The following is a 23026-nucleotide window of genomic DNA, read 5'->3' on the forward strand; positions in this document are numbered from 1 at the left end:
TCATATCGTAATGAAAAAAAAGTGGTCGATTTTTTCGGTATTTAATTATTTGTTTCTCGCCATCTTCGCTTTTACAACCTTATATCCGTTTATTTATATCCTTGCTTATTCTTTAAGTGACGGCGTTGAAGCAATGAATTACCCTATTTATTTTCTGCCGAGAGGATTCACATTTGAAAATTATATACAGATATTTAAAGATAGTACATTTTTAAATGCATATGTCATTACAATACTTCGGACCGTAATTGGTACGATCTTGCATGTCGTTTTATCAGCACTATTTGCCTATGCTTTAACAAGGAAGAATCTGCCTGGGAAAACCTTTTTCACCTTTTTTATTTTTATACCTTCTATATTTAGTGGTGGAATGATACCAAACTTTATACTTTATCGGGAATTAGGATTGATTAATAATTTTTGGGTCTTTGTTTTTCCCTTTTTGTTTAGTTTCTTCCATATCATTATTATGCGAACCTTTTTTCAACAGCTTCCGAGCTCCTTAGAAGAATCAGCACAAATAGATGGAGCTAGTAACTTTAGGGTATTTGTGAGCATTATTCTGCCGTTGTCTATGCCGGTGCTTGCTACTATTGCCTTGTTTCAAGGAGTTTTTCATTGGAATGATTGGTTTACAGGAACCTACTTTGTGACGGAAGAATCATTAAGACCCGTGCAAACACTTCTAAATGAATTATTAACGGAATCTGAGGCGTTAGCAAATGCAGCCCAAAGAGCTTCACAAACAGGCACAACCGTATCAACTGGGATGATTTCGGTAACACCTGAATCATTACGGATGGCGACATTGATCGTTGCCACATTACCTATTATTTGTGTGTATCCATTTTTACAAAAGTATTTTGTTAAAGGCGTTATGGTTGGTTCTATCAAGGGGTAATATTTGTTTGATTAAATAGAATTTTGGAGGGATTTCCATGAACCGAGCAATGATCAGATCGTTTATAGCTTTCCTTGTTTTTATCCTATTCACCTTGTTAGTAGCTTGTAGTGAAGAGAGTAGTAGTTCAGAAGATGGGGATACAGTGACATTAAAGGTTTTGCATAATTGGAATGGCTCAGGGGCAAATGCTCCAGAAGATCCAATGAATCCTGTTGCAGAAAAGATATTAGAAGAAACAGGAGTGAAGCTAGACTTTGAGTACACAAATGGTAGTGAAGTGGATAAGTTAACACAGGTCTTGGCAACTGGAGAGTTCCCGGATGTCTATATTGGTCCGGCATGGGGAAAGGAAGCGGAAATGTTACTAGAAGCGGCAAATGATGGACTTTTGCATGATTTAACACCATATATAGAAAAGTACCCAAACTTAGCGGAAGTTGTAAAAGAGGAAAATATGTCCACCTCTTTATATAACGATATTATTAGTCAGCAGGAAGGCGGTCAATTTATGCTTCACTCTATGTATCCTGCTACAGAAGCAGATATAGAGGATTGGCTGTATGGGCTGTATGTTCATAAAGACATTGCAAAGGAGGTTGGAATAGATCCAGGCTCTGTAAAAACACCAGAGGATTTATATAACTTTTTGAAAGCGGTAAAAGAGGGCGAGTTTCAAGCAAGTGGTAATCTTGTTTTCCCATTAGGTGCATATGACAATGGATGGCCATTGGATATTACCTCTGAAATGTTTGTACCTGTAGCAGGAGCTGGCAGTTGGTTTATCGATGAGGAGGGAAATGCAAGGTATAACTTTATGACGGAGGAATATGAAGAATGGATTCTGTATATGAGAAGGTTAATGAGTGAAGGATTACTTGATCCGGAAGTCTACTCACATACTGGAACCATTGCAAGAGAAAAGGTTTCTCAAGGGAGATATGCCGTCATACCAAACCAATTCCCGGGTCTTTGGAATGACACGAAGCAGGGAGGTATAGAAGAAAAATATGTGCCATTGGGACCACTAGAAGACTTTAGTGGAGATCGTTATCGGACAGAGTTTAATGTTCAAGGTAGTCAGTTAATCGCTATTTTTGCCGATGCATCTGAGGAAAAATTGGATGCTTTCGTTAAGTTATTTGATTATTTATCAAGTGATGAAGGTTTTCTTCTAACTAAGTTCGGCATTGAAGGGGTACATTACGATTTAGTGGATGGAAAAGTAGTTGCTAAGGAAGAGATGGTAGAGAAAATTAATGATGGAACATTTAAGAATGAAGGAATTAATCATTATATCGCATTCTCAGGATTAGATCGGGAGGACTCACTTGGTGGTGGACCATTTGGTCATCAATTTGATAAGCAGTATGAGGTAAAGCAAGAATTTATCAAAATTAGAAGGAAAGATGGTATACAGCCAATTACAGGAATTGATCCATATTCCGTATTACAGAACCACCCGAATTTTGAGCAGATAGAACCAGTAACGGTTGTAATGGGTGATGTGGTTCAACAGGCAATTCATGCAGGCTCTGATGAGGAGGCACTCAATATTATTAATGAAACTCGTGACGCATTAATAGAGGCTGGAATTGAAGAAGTGGCAGATGAAATCACCAAGCAAGCACAAAGTGGAACAGAATTTATGCGTTATCGAACTTCAAACTAAGTTTCTTATGAACTAGAGGTCCCCTTGTTGATAACTGAGGGGGCTTCCACCTAACAAACGATAATACGAGAATGGATGTGACATAATGACATTTACACTTAGACCTCCTGCTGTGCCTCTAGTAACTGTAGATCCTTATTTTAATGTATGGAGTAGTAATGATCATCTTTTCGATGATCACACACATCATTGGACATTTCAGCAAGGCGGAACTGCTGGTATCCATGGAATGATGGGAATGATCCGTATTGATGGAAAAGCATGGCGATTTATGGGGAAGCTTCCTCAAACTGAACATGGAGAAGAGCAAGACTATTTACAGCAAGTTGCTCTAACCGTCGATCCATTAAATACGATCTATACTTTTGAAGGTGCAGGGATAACACTTCAAGTAGAATTTATGACCCCGCTTTTACTAGATAATCTAGATATTCTATCGCGACCTGCGTCTTATATAACATTTGACGTCTGGTCGAATGATGGTAATCTACATGATGTTCAAATTTACTTTGATGTGACAGGAGAATGGTGTGTCCATGAACCCACCCAACAAGTGAACTGGTCACGAGTAAATCTAGGAGGACGTTTCGAAAGTATGAAAATGGGTTCCTTGGATCAGCCTATTTTAGGACGCAAAGGTGATGATACACGCATTGACTGGGGTTATCTTCATTTAGTAGTTTCTGACACTTACTATGGAGAAACAGTCATTCATTCGATGGATATCCGAAGAACATGGATGGAGCAAGGGTCACTACCTAAAAAGGATGATACACAAATGCCACGCAGTGTAGAGGGAGATTGCCCAGTAATGGCAGCCGTACTGGATTTTGGAATGGTGACATCAGAAAAGAAATCGGACTTCTTAGTTCTGGCATATGATGATATCGTTTCCATCGAATACTTCCATCAACAGCTTCCTGGATATTGGAAGAGAGATGGTCTAACGATGGGTCAAATGTTGCTATTGGCCATAAGGGAGTATCCAACTATCAAAAAAGCTTGTGCTAGATTTAACAAAAAATTAAAGGAAAAGGCAACGAAGCTTGGAGGCGATAAATATCGAGATATGGTGTCTCTAGCATACCGTCAGGCAATTGCTGCCCATAAGCTAGTTCTTGATGAAAAAGGTGATTTGTTATTTTTATCTAAGGAAAACAACAGTAACGGCTGTATAGGAACAGTCGATATCAGTTACCCATCCGCCCCATTATTTTTACTTTATAACCCAGCATTAGTCAAGGGGATGATGCGCCCGATTTTCTGTTATGCACGATCAGATGAATGGCCGTTTGATTTTGCTCCACATGATGTCGGGACATATCCGATTGCTAATGGTCAGGTATATGGGGAGAATGCCGTTGAGAACCAAATGCCGATTGAAGAATGTGGCAACATCCTCATTATGATGACAGCAGTTTGTCTAGCGGAAGGAAAAACGCAATTTGCGGAAGAAAATTGGGATTTACTAACACAATGGGCAAAATACCTCCGAAGAAACGGACTGGACCCAGGACATCAGCTTTGTACAGATGACTTTGCAGGCCATTTGGCCCATAATGCGAATCTTTCTATTAAAGCAATTATAGGGGTAGGTAGTTATGGAATTCTGTGTGGATTGCTAGGAAAGGCGGAAGAAAAGGAGGATTACCTACATCATGCACAGCTGATGGCAAGGGAATGGGAAGAGATGGCAGATGATAACGATCATTTTAAATTGACATTTGATCAGTCTGGAACTTGGAGCCTCAAATATAACCTCATTTGGGATAATCTGTTCTCTCTGAATTTATTCTCCGATGAAGTAAAGCAAAAAGAAGTAAATTATTATCTCGCAAGGAAGAATCGCTATGGAACCCCTTTGGATAGTCGCCAAACGTATACGAAAGCCGATTGGTTAGTTTGGGCAGCGGCATTAGCTGAACGGGAAGAGGATAGACTTTCCCTAATAGAACCGCTTTGGCACTTTTTAAATGAGACCGAGGATCGTGTTCCATTTACAGATTGGTATGATACAAAAACAGCGAAACGACTAAATTTTAAGAACCGCTCTGTTGTCGGAGGATTATTTATCTTACTGCTCACAAGGGATTGGATTAAAAATTAACGTTTTTTCGGGAGGAGAAGCATGAAAATAGATGATAGATGGGAAGAAAGAACAGGTTTTCAGGAAAGAGTAGCATATCACCCCTCCATAGATTTGCGAACCGATTTTGTGATGGTTTATGGCATCGATGATTCAATGCCGGAAAGAATCAAAGAATGGCAGGAATGTGGGTATGTAGTTCATCTCATGACAGGGGTGGCATGGGGAGAATATCAAGATTATTTATATGGTCAAGTGGATGGCAGGAATCATTGGGACGAAGCTCAGAAAAATCGATATGGTGAAACTATCAGTCATGGTAAAGATGTTCCATATATGGTGCCAACCATTGCCTTTACTAACTATTTAACGAGTCGTATCAAGAAGGCTGTAGATGCTGGGGTAGAAGCCATTCATCTCGAAGAACCAGAGTTTTGGGTGGAAGGAGGTTACTCCGAAGCTTTTAAGCGAGAGTGGCGGATTTTCTACAAGGAGGAATGGACACCACCACATGAATCTGTAGATGGGCAGTACCGTGCTTCCAAGTTAAAGGCATTTTTGTATAAGAGATGTTTAGATCGTCTATGTACAGAGCTTAAGGAATATGCACAAGTAAAATATCAGAGAACTTTACGGTTTTATGTCCCTACACATAGTCTAATTAACTATACACAATGGCGGATCGTCAGCCCACAGTCCCAATTGCTTAGTCTGCCAACAGTTGATGGCTATATCGCACAAGTATGGACAGGGACTTCTCGTACGCCTAATGTCTATGGTGGGATCGCAAAAGAAAGGACATTTGAAACGGCTTACTTAGAATATGGAGTTATGCAAGAATTGGCGCGAGGAACGGAAAGAAGAATGTGGTTTCTACATGATCCAATCGAGGATAATCCGAATTATGATTGGGAGGACTATAAGAATAATTATGTCAAAACATTAGTGGCATCCCTTTTTCATCCAGATGTGTTTCGGTATGAAATATCGCCTTGGCCCAACCGAATCTTCAACCGGTCGTATCCTAAGAAGGATGGAAAAGGAAAAGAGCCCATTCCACCTAGCTATGCAACGAGTTTGCTTATTATTATGAATGTACTCCGTGACTTAAACCAAGATGAAATAAATTGGGAGAATGGTTTGGATCCGGTTGGTCTAATGCTCTCTGATACCGCCATGTTTCAAAGAAACCATCCTGAGATTTCAGGAGAAGATACTTCACAAAAATATGATGGAACAGAACGAGAGATGCTGAAGGGAAATAAAGCTAAAGAGCTACTTTATTGGTCAGAGTTTTACGGATTAGCTTTACCGTTGCTGAAATCCGGGATTCCAGTAAGACCGATCCAGTTAGACAATATCCGGCGATTCACGTCCTATTTAAACCATTACAAAACTTTAATCCTAAGCTATGAATTTATGAAGCCGGAAGCGCCAGATATTCACCTTGGCATAAGTCAATGGGTGCAAAACGGAGGCAATTTGATTTACGTAGGTGATGGGAGTGATGCTTTTCACCAAGTAAGAGAATGGTGGAACACACAAGAGGCTGATTATAATAACCCTGCAGAGCACCTTCTTGAGTCATTAGGAGTGGAATGGAGAGAAGGCATTCAACATGTTGGGAAAGGGCTCGTGACTATACTGCCAAATCATCCGAAGGAATTTGCTCAGAATGAACAGAACGCAAAGCTTCTAAAGGATACTGTGAAAAAAGCGACAGAGAAAAGTGCACAAGATTCATTTCGGTGGGATGAAAAGAATTATTTGTTATTGAGAAGAGGCCCTTATGTCATCAGTTCTGTCATGGAGGAATCGGTTCATATGGAGCCACTTCGTTTAAGCGGCCTGTATGTTGATTTATTGGATCCTAATTTATCGATAAAAGAAGAGGTTACGATCCTGCCGGGTAATCAATCACTTCTCTATGATTTAAATAGTCAGACAAACGAAACAGATATTCAAGTCATTGCCTCTTCATCCAGAATGGAAAGTGTTGAAAAGGCTCATAACGAATATTCGATTCTAATGAAAGGTCCATTACATGTACCAGGAGTATGTAGGATAAGATATCCAGTCAAACCATTAAAAATCCTAATTGTTGATGAACAGAATAAGGAAAAATCAATAAATTTTGAATGGGATCAAAGAAGTAATACCTTCTTCTTTTACTATAAAAATAATCCAGAGGGTACCAAAATCAAGATATTGCATTATGCTGTCGATATTTCATCAAGTTAATGATATCCATTCAAAATTAAAATGATAAAGCACAATTGCGGAGGGTCAGGAATGCCATACGAGAAGATAAACAATGAAAAACTACATCAAATGAAAGCATTTATTGAGGGGAAAATATATCAAAGCTTGTCCTCTCTAAAAGTAGAAGCTTGGGTGACGAAAGAACCAACGACGTTTAAGGAGCGAAAGACAGGAACGCATCTTACGTTGTCTGCTGGCGACAAATGGGGAGAGCTTTGGGATTGCGCTTGGTTTTACTTTTCTGGGAAAGTTCCGAGTCAAGCAAGAGGAGAGAAGCTTGTTCTTCTGATTGATGTCAATGGTGAATTGTGTCTAGTTGATCGTAATGGATCACCGATGCAAGGGCTAACCAATGTAAATTCCGAATTTGAATTATCTCTTGGTAAGCCCGGAAAAAGAGTGGTCGAAATTGCAGAGAAAGCTTCCGGTACAGAAGAGATTGATCTTTGGGCAGATGCAGGTTGCAATGATTTGTTCGGTCATTTCAGGTCTGGAACATTGAAAATAGCAGATATTGCAATATGTAAGGAAGAAATACGCCAGCTTTATTATGACGTAGAGGTGCTATTAGAGCTAGCTGAGCAATTAGAAGAAGACTCGGCTAGAAGAGCTAGAATCTACCAAGCACTGTATGATATTTCCTTATTACTTGTCGATTGGACAGATGAAAATGTAAGGAAGGCTAGAGAACTACTTGCCATACCACTCCAAAAACAAAATGGCGATGTGGACCTGACGATTAGTGCTGTTGGTCATGCTCATATTGACCTTGCGTGGCTCTGGCCAATAAGGGAAACGATTCGAAAAGGGGCACGGACATTCTCCACAGTACTTCGTAACATGGAAAAATATCCGGATTATATTTTCGGAGCTAGTCAGCCACAATTATACCAATGGATGAAAGAATACTACCCTGCTCTGTATGAACAAATAAAACAACGAATTGCGGAAGGGCGTTGGGAAGTCCAAGGCGGAATGTGGGTAGAACCTGATTCCAATATTCCTAGTGGAGAATCATTAATTCGCCAAATCCTTTACGGGAAAAGGTTTTATTTAGAGGAATTTGGCAAGGAAGTTAGGACTCTCTGGGTACCTGACATTTTTGGTTATTCTGCTAGTTTGCCACAACTTTTGAAGCAATCAGAAATTGATTATGTCATGACTCAAAAGCTGTCTTGGAGCGAATATAACGATCATCCACATCACACATTTTACTGGCAGGGGATTGATGGCAGTAAAGTACTGACCCATTTACCGCCAGAAGATACGTATAATGGTCCTGCTGCACCGAGATCGATTAAAAAGATAGAAAGAGAGTATTATGATAAGAACATTTCAGAACACAGTCTAATGTTATTTGGCATAGGAGATGGTGGTGGTGGACCTGGAGAAGAGCATCTGGAACGTCTTAAACGGGAAAGAAATCTCCTTGGTCTTTCTCCAGTAGTACAAGAGCCATCGATCAATTTTTTTAGAAAATTAGAGTCCTCTTCCAGTAAATATAAAACATGGTCTGGCGAGCTTTATTTAGAAAAGCATCAAGGTACCTTGACCTCCCAAGCACGTAATAAAAAATATAACCGGAAGATCGAGAAAGCGCTCCGTGAGTTAGAGTTTGTCGCAAGTCTCACGATGATGAAGGGAATCAAGCAATATCCTTCTGAGGAATTAGATTCGATATGGAAGGAGGTTATGCTATACCAATTTCATGATATATTACCTGGGTCCTCTATCAGCCGTGTATATGATGAATCACTCGAGCGTTATCAAAAGATAAATGAAAAAGTAGAGAGATTAATAGAGGAACACTACCAGGCTTTGTATCAACACCTTCATCTATCCGGAATAACCTTTTTTAATTCACTACCTTGGGCAAGGCGAGAGTGGGTGGAGGTCCACGGGAAGTGGAGAGAAATCACGATACCTCCAATGGGCTATCTCGAAATAAAGGATCAACCATCACAAGCTCTTACTGGACACACAGAATTGAAGGTTGAAAAGACAAGGATGGAGAATGAACTTCTAGTTGTCTCCTTTAATCGTGATGGAACGATACGCTCGATTTTTGATAAAGAAAATAACCGAGAAACGATAGCGAAGCACCGTCCAGCTAATCAACTGGCTATTTATCATGATCATGGAGATGCATGGGATTTCCCATCTGATTATAAATCTGTTCCAAAAATGAAACCGATTCTCGAGGATATTCATTGCGAAATTAATGGTCCCATTGCGGTAATGACCCATTTTTACACGTTTGGAAACTCAACAATTCAGCAATCTGTGAAGATGAAGTTAGGAAGCAGACAAGTTGACTTTCAGACAAAAGTAGACTGGAAGGAATCGAACAAAATGCTTCGGACCTCCTTTCCACTTCAAGTAAGAAGTGACCGTGTCCATTGTGAAATTCAATTTGGTTATATCAATCGCTCTACCCATCAAAATACACAGTGGGATTTTGCAAAGGATGAAATATGTGCACATCAATGGATTGATATTTCCGAGCCGGATTATGGTGTTGCCCTTTTAAATGATTGCAAATATGGTCATCGTGCCGAGGAAGATGAGCTTGACCTGAATTTATTACGAAGCCCCGACAGTCCAGATCCTAATGCAGATCGGGCAGATCACGAATTTGTCTATAGTTTTTACCCACATAAGGGTGAGTTTGTCTCGGGAGAAGTGTATAAAAAAGGCTATGAATTGAATATACCAGTGCGAAAAGTGGAGAAAACAGATGCGGCTACTGTAAAAAAGGACAGCTCCGCTTCATTTATTCAATTACAGGGTGGAAGTGTGATGATTGAGACGATCAAAAAAGCAGAACTGGATAATGAGATGATTATCCGCCTATATGAAATATCTGGTAATCATACAACGACCAAATTAGACCTAAGCTTTGTTGTTGAGAAAATAGTAGAAACGAATTTGTTAGAAAATCCAAAACAATCAATATCTCTCGATAGTCCTATCTCCTTCACACCGTTTGAAATTAAAACACTAAAAATGAAAGTAAAGAGCTCAAGTTAATGTCATTATTGTGAACTTAAGGGAGGTGATTTCTCTCTGTAAATTATTTATTCGGATGTAGGTAGGTAAATGGTCTTTTGAACTGATTGGACAAAGGAGGAAAATCAATGATTCGCAAATTAGTGTTGATATGTTTCACCTTGTTTTTAATCCTATCCAGTATTAATAGTATCCAAGCAACAGAAACACAAGCAGAATCCATGAAAAATGGTAAAATCACATGGCCAAAAAGTCAGGCTTTACCTACTTTTGCGAAGGCAAAGCATCTAGATGTGTTGGATTTAAGAGAAAATACAGGCGATGAGAAGCTACTATTTACGACACTGCAAGGAAATGTGAATCGGGAAAAACCAAGGATATACATGATAGAAAATGACTATGAGGAAGGAAATTTCACATGGTTAAATGATTGGAACATCCCTTACAGCATTAGGGAGAACCCTTGGGAGCTATTGTTAAAGTATAAAGATGAACTATCTGGGATGATAGTCTATGACCCGGAAGTAAAAGACTCTATCAATGTTGCTACAACAATGGCTGGTTTGGAGCAAGGGGTAGTAGCAAGCCCTGAATTGGCAGAGAAACTGACGAAACCACCATATAATCTTAAGATAATAGAAGATTTACGTGGACAATTCGATGACGGGTTAGATGCGTATAAATGGCAATATGAAAATCTATGGCCAAGAACAACTAAACGAATGTTAGTTGGATTAAATCCTCATAGAAGTGTCGAATTGCCTGAAGATAATTGGGATGATTTCCAAGTGATTGTGGAAGAAGAGGAAGAAATTAGAGATAGCTCTAACCGAGATATCTATGACTTAGACCTCTCAGAATTTCTCGAAGGAGAATCTGTTTACCTTCGTTTTCAAGATGCTTTTACAAAGGATGGTTGGGGGCCGGCGGTCCATCAAGTAACCGTAAAAGCAGATGGACAGGTTATTGCACAGTTTATACCTGGACAAGCAGAGGAAGCGCCCTACCTATATGATGGTTATCATTCCAGTGCGGATGAGCGTTATGGCGGCCACCGCTGGGCAGATAATGGTAATTACTTTATCTATCGATTTACACCACCTGCGAATACCGAAGAATTGGTTGTTTCAGTAGATATGTGGAATCAATTTAAGGTCTCTGCATCGAATGTCCAACCAGTTGCAGCGGGTGAAACAGAACCATACGGATATTTAAGAGATTATGCAGTGGCAAATCGTGCAATGGTATTTTGGCTTGAATCAAATGTAGCAGAGGAAAAGGAATTATTTGAGCAAATCATGTCTGATGTCGAACCAAATACACCATACTTAGGGTGGTTCAGTAATGATGTTGCAGGGGAATTCAGTTCAACAGAGCTAGCTTCTGAACACAGTGTGTATGTGCTAGCCGCCGATTGGTTTAACAATATGACGGTCTTCTCTGGTGTTAAAGGGAAAATTAAAAAGCAAAAACCAATAGCTGCTCCAGAATTGGACAACAAGATTTATCTTACCTTCACATTCGGTGAAGGTGACAACCTTCAATATAATCAACATAAGCTAAGACAATTATGGGATGACAAAGCAAGAGGAAGTGTGCCAATTAATTGGACAACAAGTCCACTTCTTTATGATGTTGCACCATCCATATTAGGCTATTACCAGCAAACTGCTACAGATAACGACCTTTTAATTGCTGGTCCATCGGGGGCAGGTTATATCTATCCTACACCGTGGCCTGATGATACATTTGATTTATTCGCTAGACAAACAAAAAGGTACATGAAACGTACGGGAATGGATATTATTTATGCATTAAATCGTGTAGATGAACAAAATGTACCTTTAACAGAATCCAAAGTACAGGATTACTTGGACTATGTAGACCCACAAGGAATGTTCTTAAGCTGGGAGAGCAATACAGGAACATCTATCTTAAATAATGAGCTACCACAGTCGATTTTACGTGGTGTCAGCAGTGTCAGTGAAGCAAAAGAGGCGATAGCAGATGCCTCTCGTGATTGGGACGGAGATTCACCACTATTTATTTCATTGGGGATGTTATCGTGGTCTCTTACACCATCAGACGTTGTAGAAATTGCAGAATCACTGAGCTCAGAATATGAAATTGTCCGTGGAGACCAATACTTTGAATTAATCCGTGAAGCCAATGGATTACCAAAAAAATAATATTTTTTCCAATGATGACCCTGGAGGAATCTATTTTCTCTGGGGTTTTTTATTTCCTAATGCAAAACGGTTGGTGGATGGACAAAAAATTGAGATACTTATAGCATACATATACAAAGGAGGAGCATGGGAAAAAGGTTTCACAATGGGAAGTAAACATTTAAAAAGAGGTGAAAAATTGTGAATCAAATTAAGAAATTATCGCATGATCATTATCCGGAAATATTTAAATTATCCCAATTTGCCTTTCAATACACCTTAAATGAGGTAGAACTAGAAGAAAAGGAAAAAGAAGCGGAGCGTCATGAAATTTGGGGATGGCTAGAAGAAGAGCAATTATGCGCAAAGGTCCATATGATTCCACTCCAGGTAAATATTAATGGAAATAAGGTGAAGATGGGTGGCATCGCTTCTGTTGCGTCATGGCCAGAATATAGACGTGGTGGGATGATTAAAAAACTTTTGCTTACAGTTTTGCAGTCCATGAAGGAGAATGGTTATATTATTTCCTATTTACACCCATTTTCTGTTCCTTTTTACCGAAGATATGGGTATGAGCTTACCTTTCCGTACAAAAGGTATCAGATTCCAATCGAGACCCTTAAGAAAAAGTGGAGCCCGAATGGTTATGCAAGAAGAAGTAAAAATTATCAGGAGTTAGACAAGATTTATTCCACCTATATAAATAGATACAATGGTGGACTTATCCGAGACGAAAAATGGTGGCAGCAACGCGTTATCAAAAAAGACACGATCATCACGATTTGCTATAATGACCAGAATGAACCAGAAGGTTATCTCCTATACCATGTGAAGGATCGTATATTATATGTAGAAGATATGGCATATGTTAACTCAAATGGTTTAAAATTAATTCTTCAATTACTTTCTAATCATGATTCAATGGTAACGTCAGTAGAGATGAAGGTGCCAGCGGATGACTCCTTGCCTTTATTAGTAGATGAACCAAGATATGAGCAAAAGCTCGTGCCATATTTTATGAGTAGAATTGTGGATGTGTCTGCCTTTTTAAGGCAATATCGCTTCCGGATGACGGATCGATTTCATCCTATCGCTATCGAAGTAGAAGATGAATTTTTACCAGAGAATACAGGTACCTATTACTTAACCAAGGAAAATAGTGATATCGTCGTCAGTAGAGATAAACCCGACGGGAAATGTCAACATATTTATTGTTCCGTTCAGCAATTAACTTCTATCCTATTAAGTTATCAAAACGCAACAAATTTAGCTGGCCTCCAACTGATTCAAGGAGATGTGACGGCAATTCAAACATTAGATGCGATCATTCCTAATAAACAGACATATTTTCCAGACTTTTTTTAAAATCATCCATTGGGTGATTTTTTTCTATAGATAAACTTTAATAACATGAAATATTTTGATTAGAAATAGGGTATAAATGAATTATCAACTAAAATTACCGCACTTAGGAGTGAGATATTTGCTTGAAGATATCTTTGATGCACAATTCATAGAGTCGATCTCAAAATTAGCTATTGCTTTATTACTATCCGGATTAATAGGATTCGAACGAGAGCTAAATAAACATTCAGCAGGATTTCGTACACATATATTAGTTGGCATTAGCTCTTGTCTTATGATGCTATTATCGATAAATGGCTTTGATTATTTTATCGAAAATTATGATAACATCCGTTTCGATCCTGCGAGAATCCCGTCCTATGTCATCAGTGGGATTGGTTTTCTCGGGGCTGGAACAATTATTGTCAATGGTGGAACGATTCGAGGCCTAACCACAGCAGCATCTATATGGGCAGTTGCCGGATTAGGGTTAATTATCGGTATAGGCATGTATAAAGAGGCCATTGTCACGACGGTGATCATTCTTGTTAGCCTAGTTGTTTTGAATAAGTGGGAAAAACAGATTCATAGAAAAAGACATCAAATTTCATTTGAAATAAAAGTAGCAAAAGACAAAAATACGGCTAAAATTCTTGAAAAAATACAATCATTTCCAATTGAAGTCAAGCAGTTTGACATTACAAATGATGAAGAAGGAAACAGACGGATTAAAATGTATATTGATGTTACCCATCAGAAAAACCGCGATAACCTTCATGAATGGCTACTAGAGCAAGATGATGTCAAGAAAATAAAAATGAAGTTTCAATAAAAGAAGCATACCCACGGATGTAAGTCTTGCTTTTAGCATAAAATTCCAAAAACATGTTTCTAATAGTGGAAAAAAGGCAATAATAATTAGGAACATTATAGTTGCATCCGTCCTCACATGCAGTATAATAATAATATAGTCAAATATAGTCAAAGTCAGATAGGAGGAGGGAAAATGCGCAATATTTCAGATATTATTGAAGAATATTTGAAGGAAGTATTGCAAAGCAATCAAACGAAAATCATTGAGATTAAACGTAGCGAGATTGCGGATCGTTTTGAATGTGTACCCTCTCAAATTAATTATGTGATCAATACAAGATTCACTTTAGAAAAAGGGTATCTAGTCGAGAGTAAGCGTGGCGGTGGAGGTTATATTAGAATTAGTAAAATTACCAATGACGATAAAGCAAAGTTAATCGATGAAATTATTGAGATGATTTTACCGAAAATCTCCCAGCAGAAGGCCGCCAATATATTGGAGCGATTACTGGAGGAGGAGCTTATTACGACAAGAGAAGCGAAGTTAATGGTTGCTGCATTGAATCGTAATATCTTATCCTTCCAGCTACCCTTGAGAGATGAGTTGCGAGCTAGAATTATGGCAGCAATGCTACAATCCTTAAAATATGAATCTTAGGAGGTGTTCTTATGGAATGTCAAGAATGTCAACAGAATCCTGCAACACTTCACTTTGCTCAGGTGATTAATGGAGAGAAAAAGGAAATTCACGTCTGTCATCAGTGTGCGAAGGAAAAAGGCTATGTACCTCCTGAAGACGAATCCTATTCCTTACACAATCTGTTATCAGGGCTTTTTCAATTTGATTCAGATGCCTTCCATACATCATCTCCACATCATTCAATGGAGCAAGATCTCCAATGTGAAAAATGTGGTATGACCTATCAAGAGTTCACACGAATTGGAAAATTTGGATGTGCCACTTGTTATGAGACGTTTTCTAGTCATTTAAATCCAATATTTCGTAGAGTTCATAGTGGAAATACAACCCATGACGGAAAGGTTCCGAAACGTGTAGGTGCGGATATTTATGAAAGGAAGCAGCTAAGAAACTTAAAATGGAAACTCCAACAACTAATTGCTGATGAGGCATTTGAGGAAGCTGCGAACATTCGTGATCAAATAAGACAGCTAGAAAAAAACCTAAACCAAAAAGGGGAGGGTGATGCTTAATGGGGCTTGAACAATTTATCAATGAAGCCATTAGTCCATGGTTAAAGGAAGATGGACCAGATAGTGATATTGTGATGAGCAGTCGCATTCGACTAGCTCGAAACTTTGAACAGTCACCATTTCCTTTAATTGCAAATGAAGAGCATCTTGAAGGTATCTTATATTTTTTAGAAAAAGAATTCAATCATCGTAGTTTTACACAATATGAACAGCTTGAATTTGTTAGAATGGCGGATTTAAAATCAATTGAAAAACAGGTATTGGTTGAAAAACATCTAATAAGTCCACATCTCGCTGAGAAATCCCAATATGGTGCCGCATTAATCTCCAAAAATGAGCAGGTTTCCATCATGGTCAATGAAGAGGATCATATTCGGATGCAATTATACTTTCCAGGCTTCCAATTAAAAAGGGCCTTAGAAGAAGCCTTTCACATCGATGATTGGTTAGAGCAAAAGATAGATTACGCCTTTGATGAAGAAAGAGGCTATTTAACAAGCTGTCCAACCAATGTGGGAACAGGATTACGAGCTTCTGTGATGATGCATCTCCCTGCATTAGCTATGACAAGGAAAATTTCCCGGATGATCCCGGCTATTAATCAGCTAGGTTTAGTAGTGCGAGGGATCTATGGTGAAGGCAGTGAAGCATTGGGGAATATCTTTCAAATTTCTAACCAAGTCACCTTAGGGAGATCAGAGCAGGATATCATCGAAGACCTAACAAGTGTTGTTCAAAAATTAATCGAACAGGAACGACAAGCAAGAACAATATTAAAGCAACAGTCTGAGCTAGAGCTTGAAGATCGTGTGTTTCGCTCTTATGGCATCCTAGAACACAGTCGAATTATCGAATCCAAAGAAACGGCCAAATGTCTTTCGGATGTTCGGTTAGGGATTGACCTAGGATATATTAAGCATATTTCCAAATCTATTTTGAATGAATTAATGGTACTAACGCAACCGGCATTCCTACAGCAATATGCTAGAAGAATGCTTACACCTCATGAACGTGATGTTTTTCGGGCATCATTAATTCGTGAAAGGTTCACGTTAGAGCAAAGGGAGGAATTTTAATATGATGTTTGGACGTTTTACAGAAAGGGCTCAAAAAGTATTAGCCTTATCCCAAGAAGAAGCCGTTCGATTAGGACATAATAATATTGGTACAGAGCATATTCTGCTAGGACTAGTTAGTGAAGGGGATGGTATCGCTGCTAAAGCCTTACATGCCATCGGTCTCGGTGCAGAAAAAATTAGAGAAGAAGTGGAAGCACTAATTGGAAAGGGCAATCAAGTTTCCCAAACGATCCACTATACACCAAGAGCGAAAAAGGTCATTGAATTGTCGATGGATGAGGCAAGGAAGCTCGGCCATTCCTATGTAGGAACAGAACATATTCTCCTTGGATTAATTCGTGAAGGAGAAGGGGTCGCAGCACGTGTTTTAAATAACTTAGGAGTAAGTCTTAATAAAGCGCGCCAGCAGGTTCTACAATTACTCGGTAATAATGAAAATAGTGGCGCTTCGAATGGGAGAGGTAGTCAAAATAATAATGCAGCGACACCTACCTTAGATTCGCTTGCACGCGATTTAACAGCGATCGCGAAGGAAGGAAACATTGACCCTGTCATCGGGCGTAGTAAAGAAATTGAACGCGTCATCCAAGTATTAAGTAGACGAACCAAAAACAACCCTGTCTTAATCGGAGAACCAGGTGTTGGGAAAACGGCCGTAGCGGAAGGATTGGCACAGCAAATTGTACAAAATGAAGTACCTGAAATACTCCGTGATAAACGCGTCATGACATTGGACATGGGAACAGTGGTTGCAGGAACAAAATATCGTGGGGAGTTTGAAGATCGCTTAAAAAAGGTAATGGAGGAAATTCGCCAAGCGAACAATGTTATCTTATTTATTGATGAGCTGCACACATTAATTGGAGCAGGTGGCGCGGAAGGCGCAATTGATGCATCGAACATTTTAAAGCCATCCCTTGCTCGTGGAGAGCTTCAATGTATTGGAGCTACAACACTAGATGAGTATCGTAAATATATAGAAAAAGATGCGGCTCTAGAGAGAAGATTTCAACCGATTCAAGTGGATGAGCCGACGGTAGAAGAATCGATTCAAATTTTAGAAGGATTAAGAGATCGTTATGAGGCACATCATCGAGTAACGATCACGGATGAAGCAATGGAAGCAGCAGCTAAGCTATCCGATCGCTATATTACAGACCGATTTTTACCAGATAAGGCAATTGACTTAATTGATGAGGCGGCATCTAAGGTGCGTCTGCGTTCCTATACAACTCCCCCTAATTTAAAGGAATTAGAGCAAAAGCTGGAGGAAGTGAAGAAAGAAAAGGATGCTGCCGTGCAAAGTCAAGAATTCGAAAAGGCTGCTTCCTTACGTGATAGTGAACAGCGTCTTCGAAAGGATTTAGAAGAAACAGAATCCAAATGGAAGGAAAAGCAAGGGCAAGAGAACTCAGAGGTTACGGTGGAGGATATTGCGAGTGTCGTATCCATTTGGACAGGAGTTCCAGTATCGGCTCTAACGAAGGATGAAAGCGAACGTCTCCTAAACATGGAAGACATTCTGCATAGTCGTTTAATCGGTCAGGAAGAAGCGGTAAAGGCCGTCTCAAAAGCCATTCGCCGTGCTCGTGCTGGATTAAAAGACCCGAAGCGCCCAATTGGATCCTTTATCTTCCTTGGGCCAACAGGTGTAGGGAAGACAGAATTAGCCAGAGCTTTAGCTGAATCGATGTTCGGTGATGAGGATGCCATGATTCGTATTGATATGTCAGAATACATGGAAAAACATGCAACCTCACGTTTAGTAGGTTCACCTCCTGGTTATGTAGGTTATGAGGAAGGTGGCCAATTAACTGAAAAAGTGAGAAGGAAGCCATATTCGGTTGTTCTGTTAGATGAGGTGGAAAAAGCCCATCCAGAGGTTTTCAATATTCTCTTACAAGTATTAGAAGATGGCCGTCTGACAGACTCTAAAGGTCGGACTGTAGACTTCCGCAATACGGTCTTAATTATGACGTCGAATGTAGGGGCAAATGAGCTAAAGCGAAACAAATATGTTGGCTTCAGCCTAGGCGATGAAGAACAAAGCTATAAAGACATGCGTTCAAAAGTAACGGAAGAATTGAAAAAGGCTTTCCGTCCAGAGTTCTTAAACCGTATTGATGAAACGATTGTGTTCCACTCATTAGAGAAAAAGCATATGAAGCACATTGTGGAGCTCATGGTCAAGGAACTGCAAAAACGCTTGATCGACCAAGAGATTGACTTTTCATTGTCTGATAAAGCAGTCGAGAAAATTGCAAAGGAAGGCTTTGATCCGGAATACGGGGCAAGACCTTTACGTCGATCTATTCAAAAGAACGTAGAGGATTTATTGTCAGAAGAATTGTTGAAGGAAAAAATTCATAAAGGCCAAAAAGTCAAAATTGATCTTGATGATAAGGGCGAATTTGCGATTGTATCTTAATTATTGAAAATCGGAAGGCGATCCTTCCGATTTTCTCTTCTCTTTTTTTCTATTTTTAAGTACCCTAAATGTGAATACCTCGATTTTCTACTATTCCACACTTTTTACATATAACTTTAACTAAATTGATAGATCTTTGTAACTTATAGCACATGACTTTCGTTTATAATAAATAGGAGGGATTATCTTGGCTAAAAGAAAATCAAAATTTGTTTGCCAATCTTGTGGATATGAATCACCTAAATGGATGGGGAAATGTCCAGGCTGTCATGAATGGAATACATTAGTGGAAGAAGTAGTGGCAAGCTCCACCAAAAGAGGAAATTGGACTTCTAGTGCTGCAACCATCCATAAACCAGAAAAGATTAGCCAGATACAATCTCAAGAAGAACCAAGAATCAAAACACAAATGCAAGAATTAAATCGTGTATTAGGTGGCGGTGTTGTTCCAGGATCGCTTGTCTTAATTGGAGGGGATCCAGGTATCGGTAAGTCTACTTTATTACTGCAAGTATCTAGTCAGCTAGCAGAGAGTAATGTAGATGTGTTGTATATATCTGGTGAAGAATCTATCAAACAGACAAAGCTAAGGGCCGATCGTTTAAACATTAACTCCGATCAACTATATGTATTAGCAGAAACTAATTTAGTCGATATTGTCAATCAAATTGATGCCATTAACCCAGGCTTTGTTGTCATTGATTCGATCCAAACCGTTTATAAAGAGGAAGTGACAAGTGCACCTGGAAGTGTCTCCCAAGTAAGAGAATGTACAAGTGAGCTAATGCGCATTGCGAAGCAAAAGCATATCCCTATTTTTATTGTAGGACATGTAACGAAGGAAGGTTCCATTGCAGGACCAAGATTGCTGGAGCACATGGTAGATGCTGTATTGTATTTTGAAGGGGAACGACATCATACCTTTAGAATATTACGTGGGGTCAAGAACCGATTTGGTAGTACGAATGAAATGGGCATTTTTGAGATGAAGGAATTAGGTCTAGTAGAGGTCTTGAACCCTTCTGAAGTATTTCTAGAGGAAAGATCGCAAGGTGTAGCAGGCTCAGCCATTGTCGCCTCCATGGAAGGAACAAGGCCAGTGCTCGTCGAGATTCAATCATTGATTTCCCCTACTAGCTTTGGGAACCCTAGACGAATGGCAACAGGAATTGATCATAATCGTGTACCGTTATTGATGGCTGTTCTAGAGAAAAGAGTGGGACTAATGCTACAAAATCAAGATGCTTATGTAAAGGTAGCAGGCGGTGTGAAGCTAGATGAGCCGGCCATAGATTTAGCAGTTGCCATCAGCATTGCCTCAAGCTTTAGAGACCAGCCACCACAAGCAGATGATGTCTTAATCGGCGAAGTAGGCCTAACAGGTGAAATTCGCCGTGTATCCAGAATAGATCAAAGAGTACAAGAGGCGGCAAAGCTTGGATTCAAACGAGCGATCATTCCAGCGAAGAATATGGATGGTTGGACTCCTCCTTCATCGATCGAGGTTATTGGTGTGGAATCAGTCCAACATGCAATCAGAGAAACCTTGGGACAATCCTAATGACGCACGTTTAAAAATTTTTTAATAGGAGAGAATACTATATAGGAGGTGAATGTGGTGCTAAAAAGATTCGTGCAAATATTTTTTATTATTGCAGGTGGTACCGCGGGATATTTATATATTCCAAAATTATTGGAAGTAATGGGGTTTGCAGATAGCGCTTGGCTACAGTCAGATTTTGCCCCATATCTAGGGCTAGTATTAGGAGCAATTATTTTATTTCTTATTTCATTGTGGTGTGCAGATTATATAGTAAACTTCTTTAATTGGATTGAGGAAACCTTATTAAAAGCTCCGGTAGCAGATTTGTTATTTGGTAGTTTAGGTATTATCGTTGGTTTAATTATAGCTTATTTCTTAAATGCACCAATCCAAGCGATTGAAATCAGAGTAGTGTCACAGGTTATTCCCATCTTTTTAAGTATTCTTCTAGCATACTTAGGTTTTCAAGTTGGTTTTAAAAGAAGAGATGAATTCCTTAATCTACTGACAATCCCGAAAAAAGAAAAGAAAAAAGCCCCTCAAACAGAGGATGTAGGAAGCGAAATGCCGAAACCAAAAATCCTAGATACAAGTGTTATTATTGACGGAAGAATTGCAGATATTTGTCAAACTAGCTTTTTAGAAGGAACCATTATTATTCCGCAATTTGTGCTAGAGGAGTTACAGCATATTGCTGATTCATCTGATGCCTTGAAGCGTAACCGTGGGCGAAGAGGTCTGGATGTTTTAAATCGAATACAGAAGGAATTACCAATCAATGTTGAAATATATGAAGGTGATTTTGAAGAGATTCAAGAGGTTGATAGTAAGCTAGTCAAATTGGCAAAAGTCATGAATGGGATTGTGGTGACAAATGATTTTAACCTAAATAAAGTTTGTGAATTTCAAAAAGTACCCGTACTAAATATCAATGATTTAGCAAATGCGGTGAAGCCAATCGTCTTACCTGGAGAAGAATTAATGGTACAAGTCATTAAAGATGGTAAGGAACAGAACCAAGGTGTTGCTTATCTAGATGACGGTACGATGATTGTGGTAGAAGAAGGAAAAAGCTATATTGGCAAAACGATTGAAGTTGTCATCACTAGTGTTCTTCAAACATCAGCAGGGCGCATGATTTTCGCAAAACCAAAATTGCTTGAAAAAGCTCTATAAAAAAGGTATAACATATAAGGAATAGAAGAAAAGTGATAACATCTATGTTATCACTTTTCTTTGCTCGTCCTAATATTTCGATTAGCTATGACAATGTAAGCATTGTTGGAAGAATATGAGGTGCCAATATGGTAAAATATAATGTCATCGTGCTGGCTGCTGGCCAGGGCAAGCGAATGAAGGCAGGGAAGAATAAGCAATTTATCCATTTGCTTGATCAACCATTAATCATACATACAGTGCAAAACTTTATTCATGATGATTGGTGTAAGGCTGTTTATCTCGTCGTTAATCCACATGAGCGGACAGAAATGGAAGCCTTATTTAAGCCATTTCCATGGTTTCATCGACTACAATTCGTTTCAGGAGGCAGTGAGCGTCAGGGTAGTGGGTTTAAGGGGCTTAAAGCAGTGCAAGTAGATAATCCAGATGAAATTGTGATGGTACATGATGGGGCAAGGCCGTTTATAGAACAAGAACACCTGCACTTATTAGCGGAGACAGCACAAAAACAGCAAGCAGCCCTTCTAGCGGTCCAAGTGACAGATACAATTAAGCAAAAAACGGCAACTGGTGTCCATTCATTGGATCGATCTACATTATGGGCTGCTCAAACACCACAAGCTTTTCATTATCAAGTAATCACAAAAGCACACGAGTTAGCTCAAGAGCATGGTTTTTTGGGAACAGATGATGCCTCATTAGTGGAAGAATACCTGCCAGACCAACCTGTTCAGATTGTAGAAGGAAGTTATCAAAACGTGAAGTTGACTACCCCTGAAGATATTTTTCGTGCGGAATGGATTTTACAAAAGAGAGGAGATTTGTAGATGTTTCGAATTGGACAAGGCTTTGACGTACACAAATTTGCGCAAAACCGTCCTTGTATAATTGGTGGGATTCACATACCTTATGAACAGGGCTTACTCGGGCACTCGGATGCAGACGTGTTACTCCATACCATTACCGATGCTTGCTTAGGAGCCATTGCTGAAGGAGACATTGGAAAGCATTTCCCTGATACAGACCCTGCCTATAAGGATGCAGATTCTGAAAAATTGTTAGAGCATGTATGGGAGCTCGTGTCGAAAAAAGGCTATATATTAGGTAATATAGATTGTACGATTATTGCGCAGGCACCTAAGATGGCGCCATATATTGACGAAATACGTCAAAATATTGCAAGATTGCTAAAGGCAGACATCGAACAAGTAAATGTCAAAGCAACCACTACAGAGCAATTAGGCTTTACTGGGAGAAAAGAAGGGATAGCTGCTCAGGCTGTTGTTCTTTTAGTACAGAAAGGCTAGAGAGATCATAAGCTCAAAAC

At 39.3% G+C, this 23026-nt stretch carries 17 protein-coding genes; all 17 read left to right on the forward strand.

Annotated elements, in window-relative coordinates; genetic code table 11:
* The first annotated feature begins 10 nt into the window (after positions 1-10).
* The 17 genes from ACZ5R4_RS13960 to ispF all read left to right on the forward strand — a co-directional run bounded on the left by ACZ5R4_RS13960 (position 11) and on the right by ispF (position 23006).
* Positions 11-901, forward strand: a complete 891-nt coding sequence (locus ACZ5R4_RS13960; protein WP_109985154.1) for a carbohydrate ABC transporter permease — start codon at positions 11-13, stop codon at positions 899-901.
* A 37-nt stretch (positions 902-938) separates the two neighbouring features.
* The gene (locus tag ACZ5R4_RS13965; protein ID WP_109985153.1) at positions 939-2573 is read left to right on the forward strand and encodes an extracellular solute-binding protein; all 1635 of its coding nucleotides are present in this window, start codon (positions 939-941) and stop codon (positions 2571-2573) included.
* Positions 2574-2658: 85 nt separating this feature from the next.
* The gene (locus ACZ5R4_RS13970; RefSeq protein WP_109985152.1) at positions 2659-4680 is read left to right on the forward strand and encodes a glutaminase family protein; all 2022 of its coding nucleotides are present in this window, start codon (positions 2659-2661) and stop codon (positions 4678-4680) included.
* A 21-nt stretch (positions 4681-4701) separates the two neighbouring features.
* Positions 4702-6900, forward strand: a complete 2199-nt coding sequence (locus tag ACZ5R4_RS13975) for a hypothetical protein (protein ID WP_464367512.1) — start codon at positions 4702-4704, stop codon at positions 6898-6900.
* A gap of 51 nt (positions 6901-6951) precedes the next feature.
* The gene (locus tag ACZ5R4_RS13980; RefSeq protein WP_464367513.1) at positions 6952-9951 is read left to right on the forward strand and encodes an alpha-mannosidase; all 3000 of its coding nucleotides are present in this window, start codon (positions 6952-6954) and stop codon (positions 9949-9951) included.
* A 107-nt stretch (positions 9952-10058) separates the two neighbouring features.
* Entirely contained in the window at positions 10059-12119 is a 2061-nt protein-coding gene (locus ACZ5R4_RS13985) for a GxGYxYP domain-containing protein (RefSeq protein WP_245902360.1), read from the forward strand.
* Complete coding sequence (locus tag ACZ5R4_RS13990) at positions 12100-12303, forward strand: hypothetical protein (protein ID WP_109985149.1); 204 nt, start codon at positions 12100-12102, stop codon at positions 12301-12303. Before ACZ5R4_RS13985 ends, ACZ5R4_RS13990 begins: the two co-directional genes overlap by 20 nt.
* Entirely contained in the window at positions 12300-13466 is a 1167-nt protein-coding gene (locus ACZ5R4_RS13995; RefSeq protein ID WP_109985148.1) for a GNAT family N-acetyltransferase, read from the forward strand. The genes ACZ5R4_RS13990 and ACZ5R4_RS13995 overlap by 4 nt, the downstream gene beginning before the upstream one ends.
* Before the next feature lie 118 nt (positions 13467-13584).
* The gene (locus tag ACZ5R4_RS14000) at positions 13585-14277 is read left to right on the forward strand and encodes an MgtC/SapB family protein (protein ID WP_245902359.1); all 693 of its coding nucleotides are present in this window, start codon (positions 13585-13587) and stop codon (positions 14275-14277) included.
* A gap of 174 nt (positions 14278-14451) precedes the next feature.
* Positions 14452-14916 (forward strand): CtsR family transcriptional regulator, encoded by a 465-nt coding sequence (locus ACZ5R4_RS14005; protein WP_054787938.1) that lies wholly within the window; start codon positions 14452-14454, stop codon positions 14914-14916.
* Between the two features lie 11 nt (positions 14917-14927).
* Positions 14928-15470 carry a UvrB/UvrC motif-containing protein gene (locus tag ACZ5R4_RS14010; RefSeq protein ID WP_277679392.1) on the forward strand — a complete coding sequence of 181 codons (543 nt, stop codon included), beginning with the start codon at positions 14928-14930 and terminating at the stop codon, positions 15468-15470.
* Positions 15470-16546: a protein arginine kinase gene (locus ACZ5R4_RS14015; RefSeq protein ID WP_054787937.1), complete on the forward strand. Its 1077-nt coding sequence runs from the start codon at positions 15470-15472 to the stop codon at positions 16544-16546. The genes ACZ5R4_RS14010 and ACZ5R4_RS14015 overlap by 1 nt, the downstream gene beginning before the upstream one ends.
* A gap of 1 nt (position 16547) precedes the next feature.
* Entirely contained in the window at positions 16548-18977 is a 2430-nt protein-coding gene (clpC, locus tag ACZ5R4_RS14020) for an ATP-dependent protease ATP-binding subunit ClpC (protein ID WP_109985146.1), read from the forward strand.
* 187 nt (positions 18978-19164) lie between these two features.
* Positions 19165-20538: a DNA repair protein RadA gene (gene radA, locus ACZ5R4_RS14025; RefSeq protein ID WP_054787936.1), complete on the forward strand. Its 1374-nt coding sequence runs from the start codon at positions 19165-19167 to the stop codon at positions 20536-20538.
* Positions 20539-20595: 57 nt separating this feature from the next.
* On the forward strand, positions 20596-21696 hold the full coding sequence (locus tag ACZ5R4_RS14030) for a PIN/TRAM domain-containing protein (RefSeq protein ID WP_109985145.1): 1101 nt from the start codon (positions 20596-20598) through the stop codon (positions 21694-21696).
* Positions 21697-21824: 128 nt separating this feature from the next.
* Entirely contained in the window at positions 21825-22526 is a 702-nt protein-coding gene (gene ispD, locus ACZ5R4_RS14035) for a 2-C-methyl-D-erythritol 4-phosphate cytidylyltransferase (RefSeq protein ID WP_464367514.1), read from the forward strand.
* Positions 22527-23006: a 2-C-methyl-D-erythritol 2,4-cyclodiphosphate synthase gene (gene ispF, locus ACZ5R4_RS14040; RefSeq protein ID WP_054861132.1), complete on the forward strand. Its 480-nt coding sequence runs from the start codon at positions 22527-22529 to the stop codon at positions 23004-23006.
* Positions 23007-23026 lie beyond the last annotated feature (20 nt).

This window comes from Gracilibacillus sp. JCM 18860 (genome assembly GCF_055395245.1).